At 70.6% G+C, this 17,633-nt stretch carries 16 protein-coding genes; 10 read left to right on the plus strand and 6 right to left on the minus strand.

Annotated elements, in window-relative coordinates; translation table 11 throughout:
- The first annotated feature begins 76 nt into the window (after nucleotides 1-76).
- The 5 genes from dxr (at nucleotide 77) to IZR01_RS00525 (ending at nucleotide 6,416) form a co-directional block, all read left to right on the plus strand.
- A complete protein-coding gene (dxr, locus tag IZR01_RS00505; protein WP_194891046.1) occupies nucleotides 77-1,294 on the plus strand; it encodes a 1-deoxy-D-xylulose-5-phosphate reductoisomerase in 1,218 nt (405 codons plus the stop codon).
- A gap of 51 nt (nucleotides 1,295-1,345) precedes the next feature.
- Nucleotides 1,346-2,578 carry a M50 family metallopeptidase gene (locus tag IZR01_RS00510; RefSeq protein ID WP_194922471.1) on the plus strand — a complete coding sequence of 411 codons (1,233 nt, stop codon included), beginning with the start codon at nucleotides 1,346-1,348 and terminating at the stop codon, nucleotides 2,576-2,578.
- A gap of 172 nt (nucleotides 2,579-2,750) precedes the next feature.
- Nucleotides 2,751-3,920, plus strand: a complete 1,170-nt coding sequence (ispG, locus tag IZR01_RS00515) for a flavodoxin-dependent (E)-4-hydroxy-3-methylbut-2-enyl-diphosphate synthase (RefSeq protein ID WP_194891044.1) — start codon at nucleotides 2,751-2,753, stop codon at nucleotides 3,918-3,920.
- Between the two features lie 190 nt (nucleotides 3,921-4,110).
- The gene (locus tag IZR01_RS00520; protein WP_194891043.1) at nucleotides 4,111-4,971 is read left to right on the plus strand and encodes a GNAT family N-acetyltransferase; all 861 of its coding nucleotides are present in this window, start codon (nucleotides 4,111-4,113) and stop codon (nucleotides 4,969-4,971) included.
- A 107-nt stretch (nucleotides 4,972-5,078) separates the two neighbouring features.
- Entirely contained in the window at nucleotides 5,079-6,416 is a 1,338-nt protein-coding gene (locus IZR01_RS00525) for a hypothetical protein (protein WP_194891042.1), read from the plus strand.
- A 105-nt stretch (nucleotides 6,417-6,521) separates the two neighbouring features.
- Here IZR01_RS00525 and IZR01_RS00530 read toward each other — a convergent pair whose 3' ends face one another.
- Genes IZR01_RS00530 through IZR01_RS00540 form a run of 3 tightly spaced genes read right to left on the minus strand, consistent with a single transcriptional unit; the run spans nucleotide 6,522 to nucleotide 9,707 of the window.
- Nucleotides 6,522-7,022, minus strand: coding sequence for a methylated-DNA--[protein]-cysteine S-methyltransferase (locus IZR01_RS00530; protein WP_194891041.1), 501 nt, complete (start codon nucleotides 7,020-7,022; stop codon nucleotides 6,522-6,524).
- Nucleotides 7,022-8,659, minus strand: a complete 1,638-nt coding sequence (locus IZR01_RS00535) for a DNA-3-methyladenine glycosylase 2 family protein (protein ID WP_194891040.1) — start codon at nucleotides 8,657-8,659, stop codon at nucleotides 7,022-7,024. Before IZR01_RS00535 ends, IZR01_RS00530 begins: the two co-directional genes overlap by 1 nt.
- A gap of 55 nt (nucleotides 8,660-8,714) precedes the next feature.
- Entirely contained in the window at nucleotides 8,715-9,707 is a 993-nt protein-coding gene (locus IZR01_RS00540; RefSeq protein ID WP_194891039.1) for a hypothetical protein, read from the minus strand.
- A gap of 183 nt (nucleotides 9,708-9,890) precedes the next feature.
- Here IZR01_RS00540 and IZR01_RS00545 point away from each other — a divergent pair, with 183 nt between their 5' ends.
- Both IZR01_RS00545 and IZR01_RS00550 read left to right on the plus strand, forming a co-directional pair.
- The gene (locus tag IZR01_RS00545) at nucleotides 9,891-11,639 is read left to right on the plus strand and encodes a proline--tRNA ligase (RefSeq protein WP_194891038.1); all 1,749 of its coding nucleotides are present in this window, start codon (nucleotides 9,891-9,893) and stop codon (nucleotides 11,637-11,639) included.
- Between the two features lie 131 nt (nucleotides 11,640-11,770).
- Nucleotides 11,771-13,390, plus strand: coding sequence for a serine/threonine-protein kinase (locus tag IZR01_RS00550; protein WP_194891037.1), 1,620 nt, complete (start codon nucleotides 11,771-11,773; stop codon nucleotides 13,388-13,390).
- 27 nt (nucleotides 13,391-13,417) lie between these two features.
- Here IZR01_RS00550 and IZR01_RS00555 read toward each other — a convergent pair whose 3' ends face one another.
- Entirely contained in the window at nucleotides 13,418-13,825 is a 408-nt protein-coding gene (locus IZR01_RS00555) for a ferritin-like domain-containing protein (RefSeq protein WP_194891036.1), read from the minus strand.
- The gene (locus IZR01_RS00560; protein WP_194891035.1) at nucleotides 13,822-14,265 is read right to left on the minus strand and encodes a hypothetical protein; all 444 of its coding nucleotides are present in this window, start codon (nucleotides 14,263-14,265) and stop codon (nucleotides 13,822-13,824) included. Before IZR01_RS00560 ends, IZR01_RS00555 begins: the two co-directional genes overlap by 4 nt.
- A gap of 251 nt (nucleotides 14,266-14,516) precedes the next feature.
- Here IZR01_RS00560 and rimP point away from each other — a divergent pair, with 251 nt between their 5' ends.
- Entirely contained in the window at nucleotides 14,517-15,134 is a 618-nt protein-coding gene (gene rimP / locus IZR01_RS00565) for a ribosome maturation factor RimP (protein ID WP_194891034.1), read from the plus strand.
- A 5-nt stretch (nucleotides 15,135-15,139) separates the two neighbouring features.
- Nucleotides 15,140-16,126: a transcription termination factor NusA gene (gene nusA / locus IZR01_RS00570; protein WP_194891033.1), complete on the plus strand. Its 987-nt coding sequence runs from the start codon at nucleotides 15,140-15,142 to the stop codon at nucleotides 16,124-16,126.
- Between the two features lie 100 nt (nucleotides 16,127-16,226).
- On the opposite strand, the gene IZR01_RS00575 is transcribed toward nusA, so the two are convergent.
- Entirely contained in the window at nucleotides 16,227-16,628 is a 402-nt protein-coding gene (locus tag IZR01_RS00575) for a GlcG/HbpS family heme-binding protein (protein ID WP_194891032.1), read from the minus strand.
- A gap of 102 nt (nucleotides 16,629-16,730) precedes the next feature.
- On the opposite strand from IZR01_RS00575, the gene IZR01_RS00580 reads away from it, so the two are divergent.
- Nucleotides 16,731-17,567, plus strand: a complete 837-nt coding sequence (locus IZR01_RS00580; protein ID WP_194891031.1) for a helix-turn-helix transcriptional regulator — start codon at nucleotides 16,731-16,733, stop codon at nucleotides 17,565-17,567.
- The last annotated feature ends 66 nt before the right edge of the window (nucleotides 17,568-17,633 follow it).

The raw sequence follows: 17,633 nt of genomic DNA on the forward strand, positions 1-17,633 counted from the left end.
GGAAATGAGCACATCCCGTGAATCTCCTGCGACGGTCCGGCCGCAGTGCCCTGACCACGCCTCGGGGTGCGCCACAATGAGCGGCGTGACCCACTTCCCGCGTGACATCATCCTGCTCGGCTCGACCGGTTCCATCGGTACCCAGACCCTGGACCTGGTCGCCCGCAACCCCGACCGGTTCCGGGTCGTCGGCCTGGCGGCCGGCGGCGGGAACCCGGAACTGCTGGCCGAGCAGGCGCTGGCCACCGGTGCGCGGACGGTGGCGGTGGCCAAGGGCAGTGCCGCGCAGGACCTGAACCTCGCCTTCTACGCCGCGGCCCAGAAGCGCGGCTACTCCGCGGGGGAGTTCCAGATCCCTGAGATCCTGGCCGGCCCGCAGGCCGCGACCGAGTTGGCCGCGCGCGAGTGCGACATCGTCCTGAACGCCATCGACGGCGCCGCCGGGCTGAAGGCCACCCTGGTCGCCCTGGAGTCCGGCCGGATCCTGGCGCTGGCCAACAAGGAGTCACTGATCATCGGCGGCGAGTTGGTCACCCGGCTGGCCAAGCCCGGGCAGATCACGGCGGTCGACTCCGAGCACTCGGCGCTGGCCCAGGCGTTGCGCGGGGGCCGGGCCGAAGAGGTCGAGAAGCTGATCGTCACCGCCTCCGGCGGCCCGTTCCGGGGCCGGACCCGGGCCGAGATGGCCGACGTGACGCCCGAGCAGGCCATGAAGCACCCGACCTGGAACATGGGCCCGCTGATCACCTGCAATTCCGCGACGCTGGTGAACAAGGGCCTGGAGGTGATCGAGGCGCACCTGTTGTTCGATGTGCCCTTCGACCGCATCGAGGTGGTGGTGCACCCGCAGTCCATCGTGCACTCGATGGTGCAGTTCGTGGACGGCTCGACGCTGGCCCAGGCCAGCCCGCCGGACATGCGGCTGCCGATCGGGCTGGCCCTGGGCTGGCCGGACCGGGTCCCCGGCGCCGCCCCGGCCATAGACTGGAGTGAGTCCTCGACCTGGGAGTTCTTCCCTCTGGACAACGAGGCCTTCCCCTCGGTCCGGCTGGCCAAGCAGGTCGGCGCAACCGGAGGGACCGCTCCGGCCGTCTTCAACGGTGCCAACGAGGAGTGTGTGGCGGCATTCCTGGCCGGCCGCCTCCGCTTCCCGGCGATCGTCGATACCATCGAACGGGTGGTCGCCGAACACGCCGGTTCAGGGCGCTCTCAGGGTGGGGACCTTACCCTGGAGGCCGTTCTGGAGGCGGATTCCTGGGCGCGTGCGCGGGCACGCGAACTGACGGCCGGCTGAGAAGACGACAGACGTCGACAGGCATCCGTGCCGACTACGTTAGGTGGATAAGTGGGCCCGCTAGGCATCATCCTGTTCGCCCTCGCGCTCATCGCATCGATCATGCTGCACGAGGCCGGGCACATGGTGTGCGCCCGCAAGGCCGGCGGCAAGGTCACGGAGTTCTTCGTCGGTTTCGGGCCGCGGCTGTGGTCGTTCCGCCGGGGCGAGACCGAGTACGGCGTCAAGGCCATCCCGGCCGGCGGCTACGTGAAGATCGTCGGGATGACGGACCTGGAGCCGATCGACCCGGAGGACGAGCCGCGGGCCTTTTACCGCAAGCCGCTGGGCTGGCGGCTGCTGACGCTCTCGGCCGGCTCGCTGGTGCACTTCATCATCGCGCTCGTGCTGCTGCTGATGGTCCCGCTGACCTGGGGCGTGGCCACCCGGGACCTGTCCGGCACGGTCGGCACGGTCACCCAGTGCCTGAAGACCACCGCCGGCGCCTGCGGGACCGGGGACGCCCAGAGCCCCGCGCTGGCCGCGGGCCTGGCCAACGGGGACAAGATCATCGCGGTCGGCGGCGTGCCGACACACAGCTGGCAGGACGTCACCGACCAGCTGCACAAGGGCCAGCCCTCGCTCGGCGCCGACAACAAGCCGACCTCCGCCCCGGTCCCGGTCGCCGTGACCTACCTGCACGACGGCCAGCAGAAGACGACGACGATCACCCCGGCGGTCGGCAACGTCTCGGCCGACCCGAACCAGGTCCAGCTCGGCCTGATGATCGGCATCCAGGCCCCGCCGGAGATCACCAAGCACCCCGGCCCGGTCAGCGCGCTCGGCCAGGGCTTCAGCGACTTCGGCAGCTACGCCAAGGGCTCGGTCACCGGCCTGGTCGACATCCCGGCCTCGATCCCCAAGCTGTTCCAGGCCGCGACCAACACCAGCCAGCCGCGCTCGGCCAACGCCCCGGTCGGCGTGGTCGGCATGGCGAGCCTGACCGGCAGCGTGATCAAGGACGGCGGCTACGCCAGCTTCCTGCAGTACATCGCGAGCATCAACTTGTTCATCGGCATCTTCAACCTGCTGCCGCTGCTGCCGCTGGACGGCGGGCACATCGCGATCGCGCTGTACGAGTCCGGGCGCCGCAAGGTCGCCAAGCTGGTCGGCCGCCCGGACCCGGGCCGCGTGGACCTGAACAAGCTGATGCCGGCCGCGTTCACCTTCCTGGTCCTGTTCGTCGGCCTTTCGCTGCTGCTGATGGCCGCCGACATCACCAACCCGCTGAAGTTCCCGAGCTGATCGGACATCGGCCTGATCGGGCATTGACTTCGGACCGTCCGCGCGGTAGCTGTGACCTGCGCCACTATGGCGCCAGTGAAGGCCAAGTGAAAATCTCGCGGTGTGCGCGGACACCCCACGGCAGTGCCGTAGCGTTGACGGCAGTAGCAACCATTCACGGAACGGTGAGATCTTGACCGCCATCGCGCTGGGCATGCCCGCACTCCCGACCAAGCCGCTTGCCATCCGCCGCAAGTCCCGCCAGATCATGGTGGGTTCCGTCCCGGTCGGCGGTGACGCCCCGGTGTCCGTGCAGTCGATGACCACGACGTTGACCGCGGACGTGAACGCCACGTTGCAGCAGATCGCGCAGTTGACCGCGGCCGGCTGTCAGATCGTCCGGGTGGCGGTGCCCTCGCAGGACGACGCCGACGCGCTGCCGGCGATCGCGAGGAAGTCGCAGATCCCGGTCATCGCCGACATCCACTTCCAGCCCAAGTACGTCTTCGCCGCCATCGACGCCGGCTGTGCGGCGGTGCGGGTCAACCCCGGCAACATCAAGGCCTTCGACGACAAGGTCGGCGAGATCGCCCGCGCGGCCAAGGACGCCGGGGTCCCGATCCGGATCGGGGTCAACGCCGGTTCGCTGGACAAGCGGCTGTACGAGAAGTACGGCAAGGCCACCGCCGAGGCGCTGGTCGAGTCGGCGCTGTGGGAGTGCTCGCTGTTCGAGGAGCACGACTTCCGCGACATCAAGATCTCGGTCAAGCACAACGACCCGGTCGTGATGATCAACGCCTACCGGCTGCTGGCCGAGCAGTGCGACTATCCGCTGCACCTCGGCGTCACCGAGGCCGGTCCGGCGTTCCAGGGCACTATCAAGTCCTCTGTCGCGTTCGGCGCGCTGCTGGCCGAGGGCATCGGGGACACCATCCGGGTCTCGCTGTCCGCGCCGCCGGTCGAGGAGGTCAAGGTCGGGCAGCAGATCCTGGAGTCGCTGGGGCTGCGCCAGCGCGGCCTGGAGATCGTCTCCTGCCCCTCCTGCGGTCGGGCCCAGGTCGACGTCTACAAGCTCGCCGACCAGGTCAGCGCCGCTCTGGACGGTCTGAAGGTGCCGCTGCGGGTGGCGGTCATGGGCTGTGTGGTGAACGGTCCGGGCGAGGCCCGCGAGGCCGACCTCGGCGTGGCCTCCGGCAACGGCAAGGGCCAGATCTTCGTGCGCGGCGAGGTCATCAAGACCGTGCCCGAGGCGCAGATCGTGGAGACGCTGATCGAGGAGGCCTTCAAGATGGCCTCGGACATGGGCATCGAGATCGACACCGAGACCGGTGAGGTCGTGGAGTCTGTGAACGCCGCGCTTTAACGCTCCGCTTCCAGTACCGTCCTGTACGGGGCTACAGAGGGCTTCTCTAGAGTGTTTCCAGCCTCTAGTAGAGGGCTTCGGGTCACGACGCGCACCGAATAGCCGTATGGTCGGTCGGTGCGCGGCCGTTTCCGCTACAGAGCAGGGCAGGCTGCGGTTAACCGCCGTACAGTGAACTGGTGAGCGTGCGATGAGCGTGTTGTCGAGGGTCCGCGGGACCAACACCAGGCTGCTCGGCGTGGCCGATCTGGCCGACGTCCGTGCGCTGCTGGCGCGCGACCCGGTCTCGAACGTCTTCGTGGCCTCCCGGGTGGAGGCCTCCGGCCTGGACCCGTGGCGCCTGGGCGGCGAGGTCTGGGGCCACATCGTGAACGGCAAGCTCGACGCGCTGTGCTACTCCGGCGCGAACCTGGTCCCGGTCCAGGCCAATCCGGAGGCCGTGCGGGCCTTCGCCGAGCGGGCCCGCCGCCAGGGCCGCCGCTGCTCCTCGATCGTCGGTCCGGCCGACGCCGCGATGGCGCTGTGGGAACAGCTGCGACCGTCCTGGGGCCCGGCCCGCGAGGTGCGCTCCAGCCAGCCGCTGATGGAGATCCGCGGCTCCTCGCCGACCGTGACCCCGGACTTCCGGGTGAAGCCGGTGACCGCGAACCAGATAGACACCCTGCTGCCGGCCTGTATAGCGATGTTCACCGAGGAGGTCGGAGTCTCGCCGGTCGGCGACGACAACGGCTATTCCTACCGCGCCCGGGTCTCCGAACTCGTGCACGCCGGCCGGGCCTTCGCCTGGATGGAAGACGGGCACGTGGTGTTCAAGGCCGAGATCGGCGCGGTGACCGAGCAGGCGTGCCAGATCCAGGGGGTGTGGACGCACCCGGCGTTGCGCGGCAAGGGCATCGCCGCGGCCGGGATGGCGGCGGTCGTCGAGTACTCGCTGCGCGATTTCGCGTCGGTGGTGAGCTTGTACGTGAACGACTACAACGCCCCGGCCCGGGCCGTCTACCGCAAAGTCGGCTTCGAGGAGGTCGGCGCTTTCGCGTCGATTCTCTTCTGACCTTGTCTACCCGCGGCCTGCCCCACTCTTGACGTTCTTAATTGTTGCACCCGCTACCGGTTTGGGAATGCTCTGATGGGCGATTCTCGTCACCGAAGGGGGTGGTCATGCCCGAAGAGACCTCTCAAGAGTTCCCCACTGTGGAGAACGGCTTCACGCCGGCCCGGCGAGATGAGGGCCGGGAGGTGGAGCGTGAACGCGACCGGGAGCGCGATCCCGCCGACGCCCCGGAAGGCCGGCCCGGCTGGCTGACCCGGCTGCGGAACCGGCGGATGAGCGCGCTGGTGGCCTGGACGCTGTCCGTGGTGCTGGCGGCGGTGGCGATCACGCTCACGATGTTCTGGGTGCATCCGGACAACGGGCAGTGGAAGGAGTTCTTCCGCGGGGTCATCGGCGATGTGGCCGGAGCGCTTCTGGTGGCGTTCTTCCTGTCTCCGGTGTTCCTGGCGATCCGCGCTTTCGCCAACGAGAAGTTCGGCAACATCGCCGACTACGCACCGATGACCGGCTACGAGCGGTTCCCGTATCTGAAGTTCATAGAGCGCCTGGAACGCTGCGACGACCTTGTGCGGATCATGGACACGTCCAGCAGCGTCCTGGACGTCACCACCGCCGAGGGCGACGAGGCGGACGAACGACAGCGTTGCGTCACGGCACTGCGGAACGTGCTGTCCGCCGACAACGAGGTGCGGGTGGAGATCCTGCTCCTGGACCCCACCTCGGACGCGGCCCGGCAACGGAACACGGACCTGAGGGGAGAGGGGATCGACGTCTCCGCCGGGGTCAGCCGGAATCTGGCGCTGCTCAACGAGATCCGCAACGGTCTGCCGGACGGCGCGCGGAGCAAGCTGTTGGTGAAGCTCTATAACGCGACCCCGGCCTGTGCCTACTACAGGGTGGATGACAGGGCATCCATCGCCTTCTACTCGCTGCGGACTTCATCGGAGCGGGGCGCCCACGTGGACGTGGCGCTGAAGGAGAAGCTGGGAAAGATCGTGAACGACCACTTCCGGGACATCCGGGAGGACGCGGACACGGTCGAGATGGTCTCGTACCTGTACGGGACGGCCACGGTCGGCCGACGCAGCGAGCACGTCGCGTGGGTCGAGTACGGCGGTGTGGTCTTCCTCGGCCTGGCCTCGCCCCGGGAGAACCCGGTCGTGTGGACCGTCGCGCCGCGCGTCGGCGGCGGGGAACCGGTGAAGCTGGCGGCCTACAAGCACGAGCCCGCGGAGTTCCGCGCTATGCGGTTGATCCCGTGGGTGGAGTGCGGGCCGCTGGGGGTGCGGATGGAGGAGAAGTACGGAGTCGAGTTCCAGGTGCTGTTCGAGGTGGCCCCGGTCGGGGCGATGCCGCCGGGCTTCCTCCCCGGCCAAGCGGCTTTGAACGGCGACCGGGCGGCCGGGGTGGAACCCGGGTTACGACGGCCGGTCGCCGAGGCCTGAGGCCGGCTTGGTCCGGTGCGGCGGCGAGCCCGCGCGGTGGATTCGGAGGCTGCCGCGCGGCTCAGACCCCTCTGCGGAGCCGGAGCCGGTGCGCCGCCACCCAGCTCAGGCGTCCGCGTACTGCTTCTCGTGGGCGAGCAGCGTCGCCTTGCACTCCAGGCCGTACAGGAAGTTCTTGCTGGAGCCGTCGCTGCGCACGATGCGGTGGCAGGGCACGAACAACGCGATCGCGTTCGACGCGCACGCCGAGCCCGCCGCACGGACCGCGTTGGGGTTGCCGGCGGTCGCCGCGAGCTGCGTGTAGCTGATCGTGGCACCGGCCCGCACCGTGCGCATCGCGTCCCAGGCCGCGGTCCGGAACGGCCCGGTGGGACGGTAGACGACGGTGACGTCGTCGAGCGCGGACAGGTCGCCGGCGAAGTAGGCCGCCACGCGCTTCGCCACGTGGTCGTGCGCGCCCTTCTCCGGCACCGGCGCGTTCAGCATGCCGGCCAGGAACGCCGGGTCGGCGGTGAAGCCGGCGGCGTGGACGGTGTCGTCCGGGTCGGCGAGCACGGTGAACGGGCCGGCCGGCGTCGGGATGGTGGTGTAGGTCAGGGTGCTCATCACTTCGTTCCTTCGGTGACGGGGTCGCTCGCGGCGGCCCACAGGTGCAGGGCGGCGTAGGCGCGCCAGGGGCGCCAGCCCTCGGCGTGTTCCAGGAGCGCCTTCTCGGTCCCGGGCAGCCCGAGGCGTTCGGCTTGGCGCCGCACGATCAGGTCGCCGACCGGGAAGGCGTCGGGATCGCCGAACACGCGCAGGGCGATGTAGTCGGCGGTCCAGGGACCGATGCCGGGGACGGCGAGCAGCTTGGCGCGGGCCTGGGCCCGGTCGACGCCGCGGTCGAGCGTGAGCTCGCCGCGGGCGACCGCGGCCGCCAGCGCGCGCAGGGTCGAGGCGGTGCGGCGGGTGAGGCCGAGGCCTTCGTAGTCGCCCTCGGCCAGGGTCTCGGGGCGCGGGAAGGGATTGAGGGCCGCCTGGTTGTCGACAAAGTGACTCGCCTCGGTCGTCGAACCGGTATTCGTCGCCGCGGTCGCCGGACTCGTGACCGCTGGTCCGGCTCCCGCCCCCGGCGGCACCAGAGCCGCCTCGGCAGCCAGCTCCACCGCGCTGAACCGCTGGACCACGCGCGCCGCCATGGTGCGGGCGGCGGCCACGCTGATCTGCTGGCCGAGCACCGCGCGCACGGCGATCTCGAAGCCGTCGACCGCGCCGGGCACCCGCAGTCCGGGCCGGGCGGCGATCAGCGGGGCCAGCGCCGGGTCCCCGGACAGCGCCGCGTCCACCTGCGCCGGGTCGGCGTCCAGGTCCAGCAGGTCGCGGCAGCGGCGGACGGCCACCGCGACGTCCCGCAGGTCCTCGACGGCCAAGCGCGCATGAACCACGCCCACGTTCTGGTCGTCCCGCAGTTCCACCAGGCCGGTGCCGTGGGGGAGCCGGAGCGCGCGCCGGTACACCGCGTCGGCGCCCTCGCCGACCACCTCGTCCACTCCCGGGACGGCCCGGTTGCCGAACCAGCCGAGCAGCGCCGCGAAGTCGAACGGCGGCCGGTAGGTCAGGCGCAGGGTCAGAGCCCCGTCCCCGTCCACCGCGCTTCCGGCGAGTTCGGCGGCCGCGGCGCCGGTGCCGAAGCGGGTCCTGATCTCGCTCGGGGTGCCGCCGAAGGCCTCCCGGACCGAGTCGTTGAACTGGCGGATCGAGCCGTAGCCGGCGGCGAAGGCGACGTCCGAGACCGGCAGCGAGGTCGACTCCAGCAGGAGCCGTGCCGTCTGCGCGCGGCGGGAGCGGGCCAGCGTCAGCGGCCCGACCCCGAGTTCGGCGATCAGGATCCGGTGCAGGTGCCGCTCGCTCACCGCCAGCGTCCGGGCCAGGGCCGCGACCCCGTCCGGCTGGTCGGCGGCGCCGTCGGCGATCAGCCGCAGTGCGCGGCCGGCCAGGTCGGCGCGCACATTCCAGTCGGGGGAGCCCGGCACCTTGTCCGGGCGGCAGCGGCGGCAGGTGCGGAACCCGGCGGCCTCGGCGGCCGCCGCGACGCGGAAGAACCGGACGTTCTCCGGCTTCGGGGTGCGGGCCGGGCAGATCGGCCGGCAGTAGATGCCGGTGGTGGTCACGCCGGTGAAGAAACGGCCGTCGAAGCGTGTGTCGCGGCTGGACACGGCGCGGTAGTAAGTGTCGAAGTCGTCCTGGAGAGCTGTTTCCCGCATGCTTCGAGTGTCGCGCAGGGGAGTGCGCGGTACTAGCGGAATTCGGACCAGACCGTCAGCGGCGCGGGGATGTGGCGTGGAACGCCTGGTCGCGCCAGTACAGGAACGAGGATCCCGGGTCCCCGGTGTACGACCACGGCACCCGCATAGCGTGCGAGCCGATCGCGTCGAACAGCGCCCGCGTCTCGTCGGTGTCGACGCGGCCCGAGAACACCATCGCGTGCAACAGGTAGTTCCGGTCCAGATCGGCCTGCGCGTGCGGCACTATCGCCGATCCCAACCAGCTGTGCAGGACACGGTCCACATCCGCGGAAACCAGATCCCGCGACCAGTGCGCGTACGGAGAAGGCTCACGTTGCTTGGGGATCCCCAATAGAGACGTCCGGAAGACTTCCGCATGTGCGACCAACGGGAGCACGGCCAGAGGGGATCCGGGCGGGGCTTCACCGGCCAGCCAATAAGCGAAGTCGTACATCTCCTGATGCGAACCGCACCAAGCCGCGAACAGATACATCAGTGCTTCGTGGTGGCCGTCACGGTTGAGGGCGTCCCGGGTCCGCATCTCCTGCCAGCAGTTCCAGAACGCGTCGTGGCCGCGCTTGGAGCCGCGGTCCGCGGCGCGCGCCAGCGTCAGCATGACCACCCATGGAGTCGGATCCGCCGGCGCCATCTCGGCGGCGTGCGTGCACAGGTCCAAGGCCTCGGCGGCGGTCTCGCGGTATCCGCTGCCGCCGGCCAGCGAAGCGCGCAGGGTGCGCACGGTCTCCACCTGCGCGCGCAGTAGTGCGGCGTCCGGATTCACCGGCTCAAGGACCTGCCAGCGCTCCACCCAGGACGAGTTCGCCACCGCTTCGGCGAGCACCCGGACCCGGTGGCTGCGCCGGTCCCAGCCCGGACCGTCGACCGTTTTGCGGGTCTCGGCCAGGACCTCCCGCGCGGGTCCCCAGTCCCCGGAAGCGAGCGCGTCCCGTGCCTCGGCCAGCGCCACGTCGCCGAGCGCCGGATCCATATTCACCCGGAGAACGTCGTTCCGGGTCTTGGCTGCCATGTCGGCACGGTAACCTGCCCGCCGCGATTACGGGAGGGTCTTTACGCGCTGTTGAAGGCATGTGCGAAGGGCGAAACGGCAGTCGATCACGCCGGAGCCGGATATCCTCGCAGGACAGAAAGTGCGTCACAGCGGCTTGCGCGTGGCGTGCCAGCCTACCCGATCGAACACTAGGAGCACCCCGTGATCTGGCGTATGTCGTCGTTGTTCCTGCGAACACTGCGCGAGGACCCGGCGGACGCCGAGGTTCCGAGCCACAAGCTCCTGGTCCGAGGCGGGTACGTCCGTCGCGTCGCCCCGGGCATCTACTCCTGGCTGCCCCTGGGCAAGCAGGTGCTGGAGAACGTGACCCGCGTGGTCCGCGAGGAGATGGACCGGATGGGCGGCCAGGAGGTCCAGTTCCCCGCCCTGCTGCCCCGCGAGTACTACGAGGCGACCGGCCGCTGGACCGAGTACGGCGACAACCTGTTCCGGCTCCAGGACCGCCGCGGCAACGACTACCTCCTCGGCCCCACGCACGAGGAGATGTTCACCGACATGGTGAAGGGCGAGGTGTCCTCCTACAAGGACCTGCCGGTCACCCTCTACCAGATCCAGACCAAGTACCGGGACGAGGCGCGGCCCCGGGCCGGCATCCTGCGCGGCCGGGAGTTCCTGATGAAGGACTCGTATTCCTTCGACCTGGACGACGAGGGCCTGAAGCACTCCTACGCGCAGCACCGCGACACCTACATCCGGATCTTCGATCGCCTCGGCATCAAGTACAAGATCGTCTCGGCGGTGTCCGGCGCGATGGGCGGCTCGGCCTCCGAGGAGTTCCTGGCCACCGCGCCCACCGGCGAGGACACCTACGTGGCGTGCCACAACTGCGGCTACGCGGCCAACGTCGAGGCCGTCGAGACCGCGGTGCCGCCCGCGCGGGACGCCGCCGCGCAGCCCGCGCTGCGGATCCTGGACACGCCTGACACCCCGACGATCGACTCGCTGGTCGCGGTGGTGAACGGCCTCGGCATCGAGATCGAGGCCAAGGACACGCTGAAGAACGTCGTGGTCAAGGTCCGCTACCCCGGCGTGAAGGAGCCCAAGGTCCTGATCGTCGGCGTGCCCGGCGACCGCGAGGTGGACCTCAAGCGCCTGGAGGCGGCGGTGGCGCCCGGCGAGGTCGAGCTGTTCGAGGCTGAAGACTTCGCGAAGCACCCCAAGCTGGTCCGCGGCTACATCGGCCCGGTCGGCATGAAGGAGGCCGGGTACGAGTACCTGGTCGACCCGCGGGTGGCCCTCGGCACCGCCTGGGTCACCGGCGCCAACGAGGCCGGCAAGCACGTCGCCTACGCGGTGGCCGGCCGTGACTTCGACATCGAGGGCACCGTCGAGGCCGCCGAGGTGCGGGCCGGCGACCTGTGCCCGCGCTGCGGCCACGAGCTGTCCATCGACCGCGGCATCGAGATCGGCCACATCTTCCAGCTCGGCCGCAAGTACGCCGACGTGGCCAAGCTCGACGTGCTCGGCAAGGACGGCAAGCCGGCCCGCGTCACCATGGGCAGCTACGGCGTCGGCGTCTCGCGCGCCGTCGCGGTCCTGGCCGAGCAGCTGCACGACGAGCTCGGCCTGGTCTGGCCGCGTGAGGTGGCCCCGGCCGACGTGCACATCGTGGCCGCCGGCAAGGACCAGACCATCTACGAGACCGCGAACCGCTACGCCGAAGAGCTCGGCGCGCGCGGCGTGCGGGTCCTGTACGACGACCGCATGGGCAGCGTCTCGCCCGGTGTGAAGTTCAAGGACGCCGAGCTGATCGGCATCCCGACCATCATCGTGGTCGGCAGGAACCTGGCCGACGGTGTCGTCGAGGTCCGGGACCGCCGCAGCGGTGAGAAGACCGAGGTCGCGGTACCGGACCTGGTCGAGCACGTGTACGCGTTGGTGCGCGGCTGAGGCCGGACCGCCACCGTGCGGCGCCGTCGGAAGGCTTCCGGCGGCGCCGCGCCGCCTCCGGGCTCCCGGGTCGTCTCGATCACACCCCGTACGGCGCCGTCCTCATCGGCTGACGCGCAATAATCACCTCCATGGATGCACCGACCCCCGGCACCGTCATAGCCGAGCGCTACCGTCTGACCAGGCCCCTCGGGGCCGGCAGCAGTGCGGTCGTCTGGGAGGCGCAGGACTCGAGCCTGGACCGGCTGGTCGCGGTGAAGCTGCTGCACGGCGGGGCGGCCGCGCATCCGGCCGGCCGCGAGCAGCTGCGCCGGGAGGCCCTGGCCCTGGCCCGGCTGTCGCATCCGCGGGTGACCACCGTCTTCGACTACATCGAGTGGCAGGACGGGGACGGGGACTTCCAGCCGGTGCTGGTCACCGAGCTGCTGGCCGGGCTGAACCTGGAGGACCGGCTGGAGCAGGGCCCGCTGCTGGAGAACGACGCCCGGCTGGCGTGCGCGCAGCTGGCGAGCGCCCTGGAGGCGGTGCACCAGGTCGGGATCATCCACCGCGACCTGAAGCCCGGCAACGTCATGCTGATGTCCGACGGGGTCAAGCTCCTGGACTTCGGCATCGCGCAGGCCTCCTCCGACACCGACGCCCGCACCGGCCTGGTGATCGGGACGCCCTCGTGCATGGCGCCGGAGCAGCTGACCGGACGCGGCGCACTCCCGGCGTCCGACGTCTACGCGCTCGGCTGCATCCTCTACTGGAGCATCACCGGCCGGGCCCCGTTCGAGGCCGAGACGGTCGACGACGTGGTCAAGGGCCACCTGCACCGGCTCCCGCCGCCGCTGCCCACCGCCGGCCTGCCGCCGCAGATAGCCGGGATCTACCGGCAGTGCCTGGCCAAAGACCCGATGGAACGGCCCGCCGCGGCGACGGTCGCGGCCGTCCTCGAACTGCGCGGTGCCCCGGCCGAGATCCCCGGCGCGGTGCGGCCGACCGCGAACCGGACGATGGTGATGCAGCCGTACGACACTTCACCGCCCTCGTCCCTGGCCGCCCAGCAGCAGCCCGCATACATGGGGCCGCGCGTTCCCCAGCAGAGCGTTCCGGACGACGATGACGGCGGTTCCTACCCGGCCCAGCCGACGTTCCCCGGCCCGCCCCCGCCGCGCCGTTACAACTGGATCTGGATGCTCCTGGGCGCCCTGGTCATCGCCTTCATCGCGGCGGCCACCACCGCGCTGTTCATGAAGGGCTCGCAGGCGGAGAAGCAGACCACGTCCGTGCCGCCGCCGGGCATCACCGCGAAGACCACCCCGAGCGGCTCCGCGACCGCGCCGTCCGGCTCGGCCACGTCGTCGTCCGGCAGCCCGACCCCTTCCACACCTTCCTCCTCCGGGCCGGCTTCCACGGCCTCACCGACCGCCGACCCGAACGCGAACCCGCTGGCCTATCTGGAGGGCATCCGGAGCCAGATCGACGGGTTCATCGCGCAGGGCGCGACGGTGATGGACCCGATCGCCGGGCGCGATCTGCAGAACTCGCTGACCGATCTGGAGAGTTCGGTGCAGCAGGCGCAGCAGAACGGGATGAAGGTGCACTACCTGCGCGATGTGCAGGACAAGACCGACCAGTTGGGCTCGCAGGTCAACGACGATCAGGGCCAGGGGCTGGTCAACGACACCACGGCCTCGGCCCTGTCCGGGGAGCTCCAGAACTTCTCCGACGCGCTGAGCAACGGCGGCGGCAACGGCAACAACTGATGGCGGACCGGGCGGACCGGTAGGAAGTCAGTCCCGTTCGGGAAGGCCCGGGAACGGCACGGAGGTCCCGCGCCACCGCACCGCCCGGACCGCGGCGTCGGTCAGCCACTCCACGCCGGTGCGGCGGACGTCACCGTCGGAGGCTTGGACGACGTCCGCGTAGGAGGCGCCGAGCCGTTCCTCCAACTGCGTCGCCAATCGGGTGGCATCCGCAGCGGTGTTCACCGGGAACGGGGTCGTGTACGCGGGCGCCGCGGCCACCGGCTTGTCGCCCCGCGCCTCGATCCATCCGATGAGGATGTCGCGGCGCGCGCGGTGAGTGTCGTACGCGTTCTGCGCGGCGGTCCGCTGTGCCCCGGTGAGGCGGACCGCGAGGACTCCGTATCCGTATACCGCCGCGTACTCGTTGCCCAGCGCGGTCTGAAACGCGCTCATGCGGTGCCTCCCAGTAGCAACGCCGCGTGTCCGGCCTCGGCGGCGGCGACCGACGCCAGCAGCATGGCGGTGGCGGCGTCGGTGGACAGGATGTCGGTGGTCCGGGCGCTCGCGGCATCCTGTTCCGCCTTGGCCAGCGTCGCCACTGTGGTCTTGGCGTCCACCGGGGGGACGGTGGCCTCCGGCGGGGTGGGCGGTGGTGTGGATGACGGCGGTGTGGCCGCCGGCGGGGTCGGGGGCGGGGTCGAAGGCGGCGTGTAGCCGGCCCCTATAGCGGCGGCATGCGAGGAGTGCTCCGCGCGGATCGTTCTGAGCTTCGCGCTGAGAACCGCGTCGGCGGTCACGGAGGGCAGCGCCAGCGCGGTGTCGTAGCGCGCGATCAGGTCGGACTCCGCCGCCAGCGCCCGGTCCCGCACCGGATCCGGCTGCCCCGCGGGCACCGGTTTGCCCGGAGCGCTTCCAGGACTTCCTTTATCGGACGGAGCGGCACAGGCGCCTACCAGCGCCACACCCGTCACAGTGAGCAACGTGCGTCTCGTCAGCATGGCGGGCACCCAGGTCACCGGCAAAGTGTAGCGATTCCCACGGCCGTGCTGACGGGAGCGCGCCCTGGGGCGGAACGGATACTGTGTTGGCTACGAAGCGACAGCACGAACGCCGACAACTGCACGACAACTGCACAAGGAGAACGATGAGCACCCCCCGATCCGGATCCCCGGCGGACCGGTTGCAAACGCTGCTGGAGCCGGTCGTCGCCGCCACCGGCTACGACCTGGAAGCCGTCCGTGTCTCGCAGGTGGCCCGGCGTCGCCGGGTCGAGGTCGTGGTGGACGGCGACGACGGCGTGTCGCTCGACGCGGTCTCCGATCTCACCCGGGTGGTCTCCGAGGTGCTCGACGGCCCGGACGCGGCCGGGGTCATGGGCGATCAGCCCTACGTGCTGGAGGTCGGGTCCCCGGGCACCGACCGGCCGCTGACCCTGCCCAAGCACTGGCACCGGGCCAAGGGCCGGCTGGTGCGGGCCGTGCTGCGCGACGGCGGCGAGGTCACCGGCCGGGTCCTGGACGGCGACGACGAGGGCGTGCTGCTCGAACTCCAGGCCGAGCCCGCCAAGCCCGGCAAGAAGAAGACCGTGATCGAACAGCGCCGGCTGACGTTCGCCGAGGTCGCCAAGGCGCGCGTGGAGATTGAGTTCAACCGCAAGGACGACGAGACTGGCCAGGCCGATCCGGACGCGGACGGCGAGCCGGCGGACATCGACGACATCGATGACGACATCGACGACATCGACGAGGACGAGGAGGGCTGACGACCATGGACATCCCCACGAGTGCATTGCGCGACCTGGAGAAGGACCGCGGGATCCCCTTCGAGAAGCTGGTCGAGGACATCGAGGCCGCGCTGCTGATCGCCTACAAGCGCACCGACGGCGCCAAGGCCCGGGCCCGGGTCCAGGTCGACCGGGCCAGCGGCCACGTCACCGTGTGGGCCGTGGAGGACATCGAGGACGGCACCACCCGGGAGTACGACGACACCCCGAGCGAGTTCGGCCGCATCGCCTCCACCACCGCCAAGCAGGTGATCCTGCAGCGGCTGCGGGACCATGAGGACGAGCAGACCTTCGGCGAGTTCTCCGGCCGCAAGGGCGACCTGATCACCGGCGTGGTGCAGCAGGGCCGGGACCCGCGCGCGGTGCTGGTGAACATCGGCAAGCTGGAGGGCACGCTGCCGGCCGCCGAGCAGGTCCCGGGCGAGGAGTACCGGCACGGCGAGCGCCTGAAGTGCTACGTCGTGGACGTCCGGCGCGGCGCCCGCGGCCCGCAGGTGACCCTCTCCCGTACCCACCCGGACCTGGTGAGGAAGCTGTTCGCGCTGGAGGTGCCGGAGATCGCCGAGGGCGCGGTGGAGATCACCGCGATCGCCCGCGAGGCCGGCCACCGCACCAAGATCGCGGTGCGTTCGCACCGGGCCGGCGTCAACGCCAAGGGCGCCTGCATCGGCCCGATGGGCGCGCGGGTCCGGAACGTCATGGCCGAACTGCACGGCGAGAAGATCGACATCGTCGACTGGTCCGAGGACCCGGCCGAGATGGTCGGCAACGCCCTGTCCCCGGCCCGGGTGTCGAAGGTGCAGGTCGTGGATCTGGACCAGCGCAGCGCCCGGGTGATCGTCCCGGACTTCCAGCTGTCGCTGGCCATCGGCAAGGAGGGCCAGAACGCGCGGCTGGCGGCGCGGCTCACCGGCTGGCGGATCGACATCCGCTCGGACGCGGAGCCGGTCGCGGAGCCGATCACGGACTAGTACCTGGCGAGCATGGATAAGGGCCTTCCAATTGGAAGGCCCTTATTTCTCATGCGGGGAGTTGCTTACAGAGCCGCGCAGACCCGTCGGCCCGGCGGGATCACAGCGCCTTGGCGACCGCCTCGGCGACCGTGACGTCCTGGTCCACCAGGCCGCCGGAGACGCCGACCGCGCCGACCACGGTGCCGTCCGCGGTGGCCAGCGGCAGGCCGCCGCCGAAGGTGACCAGGCCGCCGTTGGTGTTCTCGACGCCGTAGATCGGCCCGCCGGGCTGCGACATCTCACCGAGGACGGAGCTCGGCATCGGGAACAGCGCGGAGGTCTTCGCCTTGCGCTGGGAGAGATCCACGGAGCCCAGCCAGCCGCCGTCCATCCGCTGGAACGCGACCAGGCTCCCGGCGGTGTCGACGATCGTGATGCTCATGGGGACGCCGATCTCGGCGGCGGCCTGCTGGCCGGCGGCGAGGAGGCGGGTTGCGGTTTCGAGGTTCAGAGTGCTCATGGACTTCAGCGTGCTCGGCGCGGCAGTGCGCAACCAGAGCTCGCCTGTTCCTGGGGACGGCGACCCCAGGAACGCCGGCGGCGCGGATGCGATGCTGGGTACGTGAGTGAGCTCGGTGATTTCCTGAAGTCGAAGCGCGCGGCCATAGCGCCCGAATCCGTGGGACTGCCCGCTGTGGGGAATCCGCGGCGGGTCCGCGGTCTGCGCCGCGAAGAGGTCGCGCAGTTGGCCGTCATGAGTGTCGATCACTACACGCGGCTGGAACAGGGCCGCGTCACCACGGCTTCGGACAGTGTGCTGAACGGGATCGCCACCGCGTTGCGGCTGACTGACGCCGAGCGCACCTACCTGCGCATCCTGGCGCAGCCCCCGACCCGCTCCCGGAACACCGGCGGCCAGGCGGAGGGCGGCACCACGGTCGGCCCGCTGGTCTGGCATCTACTCGACGCCATGCGCGACATCCCAGCCATCGTCATGGATCCGCGCGGGGACATCGTGGCCTGGAACCCGCTCGCGGCGGCGCTGTACTTCGACTTCGCCGAGCTGCCGCCGCGCGAGCGGAACATGATCCGCATGCTCTTCCTGGAGCCCCGGGTCCGGGGCATGCACCGCAACTGGGAAGAGGTCGCCGCGGTCAGCGTGGCGCGGATGCGGATGAGCGTCGGCCTGATGCCGGGGGACCGGCGGATGGCCGAGCTGGTCAGCGAGCTGCTGGAGCGGGACGCCGACTTCCGGAGATGGTGGGGCGGCCACGAGGTGCTGGCGACCGACACGTTCCGCAAGAGCTTCGACCACCCGGTGGCCGGGTGGCTGCTGCTGGACTGGCAGGCGCTGTCGGTCGCGGCGGATCCGGACCTGACGATGATCGTCTTCACCGCGCCGCCCGGATCGCCGACCGCGGACTCGCTGCGGATGCTCGCTTCCTGGGCCGCGGGCTGACCGCTCGGGCCGCGCGGCCCGAGCGCTGACCGCCTGCCAGGGCCGCGAACCGACCGCGCACGGTGG

Source organism: Catenulispora pinisilvae (genome assembly GCF_015356865.1).
Taxonomy (GTDB): Bacteria; Actinomycetota; Actinomycetes; order Streptomycetales; family Catenulisporaceae; genus Catenulispora; species Catenulispora pinisilvae.

Excerpts from the sequence above, each read along its gene's own strand:
- IZR01_RS00530 (WP_194891041.1), bottom strand. The coding sequence starts at position 7,022 with ATGAGCACCCTGACCTACACCACCATCCCGACGCCGGCCGGCCCGTTC.
- IZR01_RS00555 (WP_194891036.1), bottom strand. The coding sequence starts at position 13,825 with ATGAGCGCGTTTCAGACCGCGCTGGGCAACGAGTACGCGGCGGTATAC.
- IZR01_RS00540 (WP_194891039.1), bottom strand. The coding sequence starts at position 9,707 with ATGGCAGCCAAGACCCGGAACGACGTTCTCCGGGTGAATATGGATCCG.
- IZR01_RS00550 (WP_194891037.1), top strand. The coding sequence starts at position 11,771 with ATGGATGCACCGACCCCCGGCACCGTCATAGCCGAGCGCTACCGTCTG.
- IZR01_RS00575 (WP_194891032.1), bottom strand. The coding sequence starts at position 16,628 with ATGAGCACTCTGAACCTCGAAACCGCAACCCGCCTCCTCGCCGCCGGC.
- rimP (WP_194891034.1), top strand. The coding sequence starts at position 14,517 with ATGAGCACCCCCCGATCCGGATCCCCGGCGGACCGGTTGCAAACGCTG.
- IZR01_RS00525 (WP_194891042.1), top strand. The coding sequence starts at position 5,079 with ATGCCCGAAGAGACCTCTCAAGAGTTCCCCACTGTGGAGAACGGCTTC.
- IZR01_RS00520 (WP_194891043.1), top strand. The coding sequence starts at position 4,111 with ATGAGCGTGTTGTCGAGGGTCCGCGGGACCAACACCAGGCTGCTCGGC.
- IZR01_RS00535 (WP_194891040.1), bottom strand. The coding sequence starts at position 8,659 with ATGCGGGAAACAGCTCTCCAGGACGACTTCGACACTTACTACCGCGCC.
- nusA (WP_194891033.1), top strand. The coding sequence starts at position 15,140 with ATGGACATCCCCACGAGTGCATTGCGCGACCTGGAGAAGGACCGCGGG.
- dxr (WP_194891046.1), top strand. The coding sequence starts at position 77 with ATGAGCGGCGTGACCCACTTCCCGCGTGACATCATCCTGCTCGGCTCG.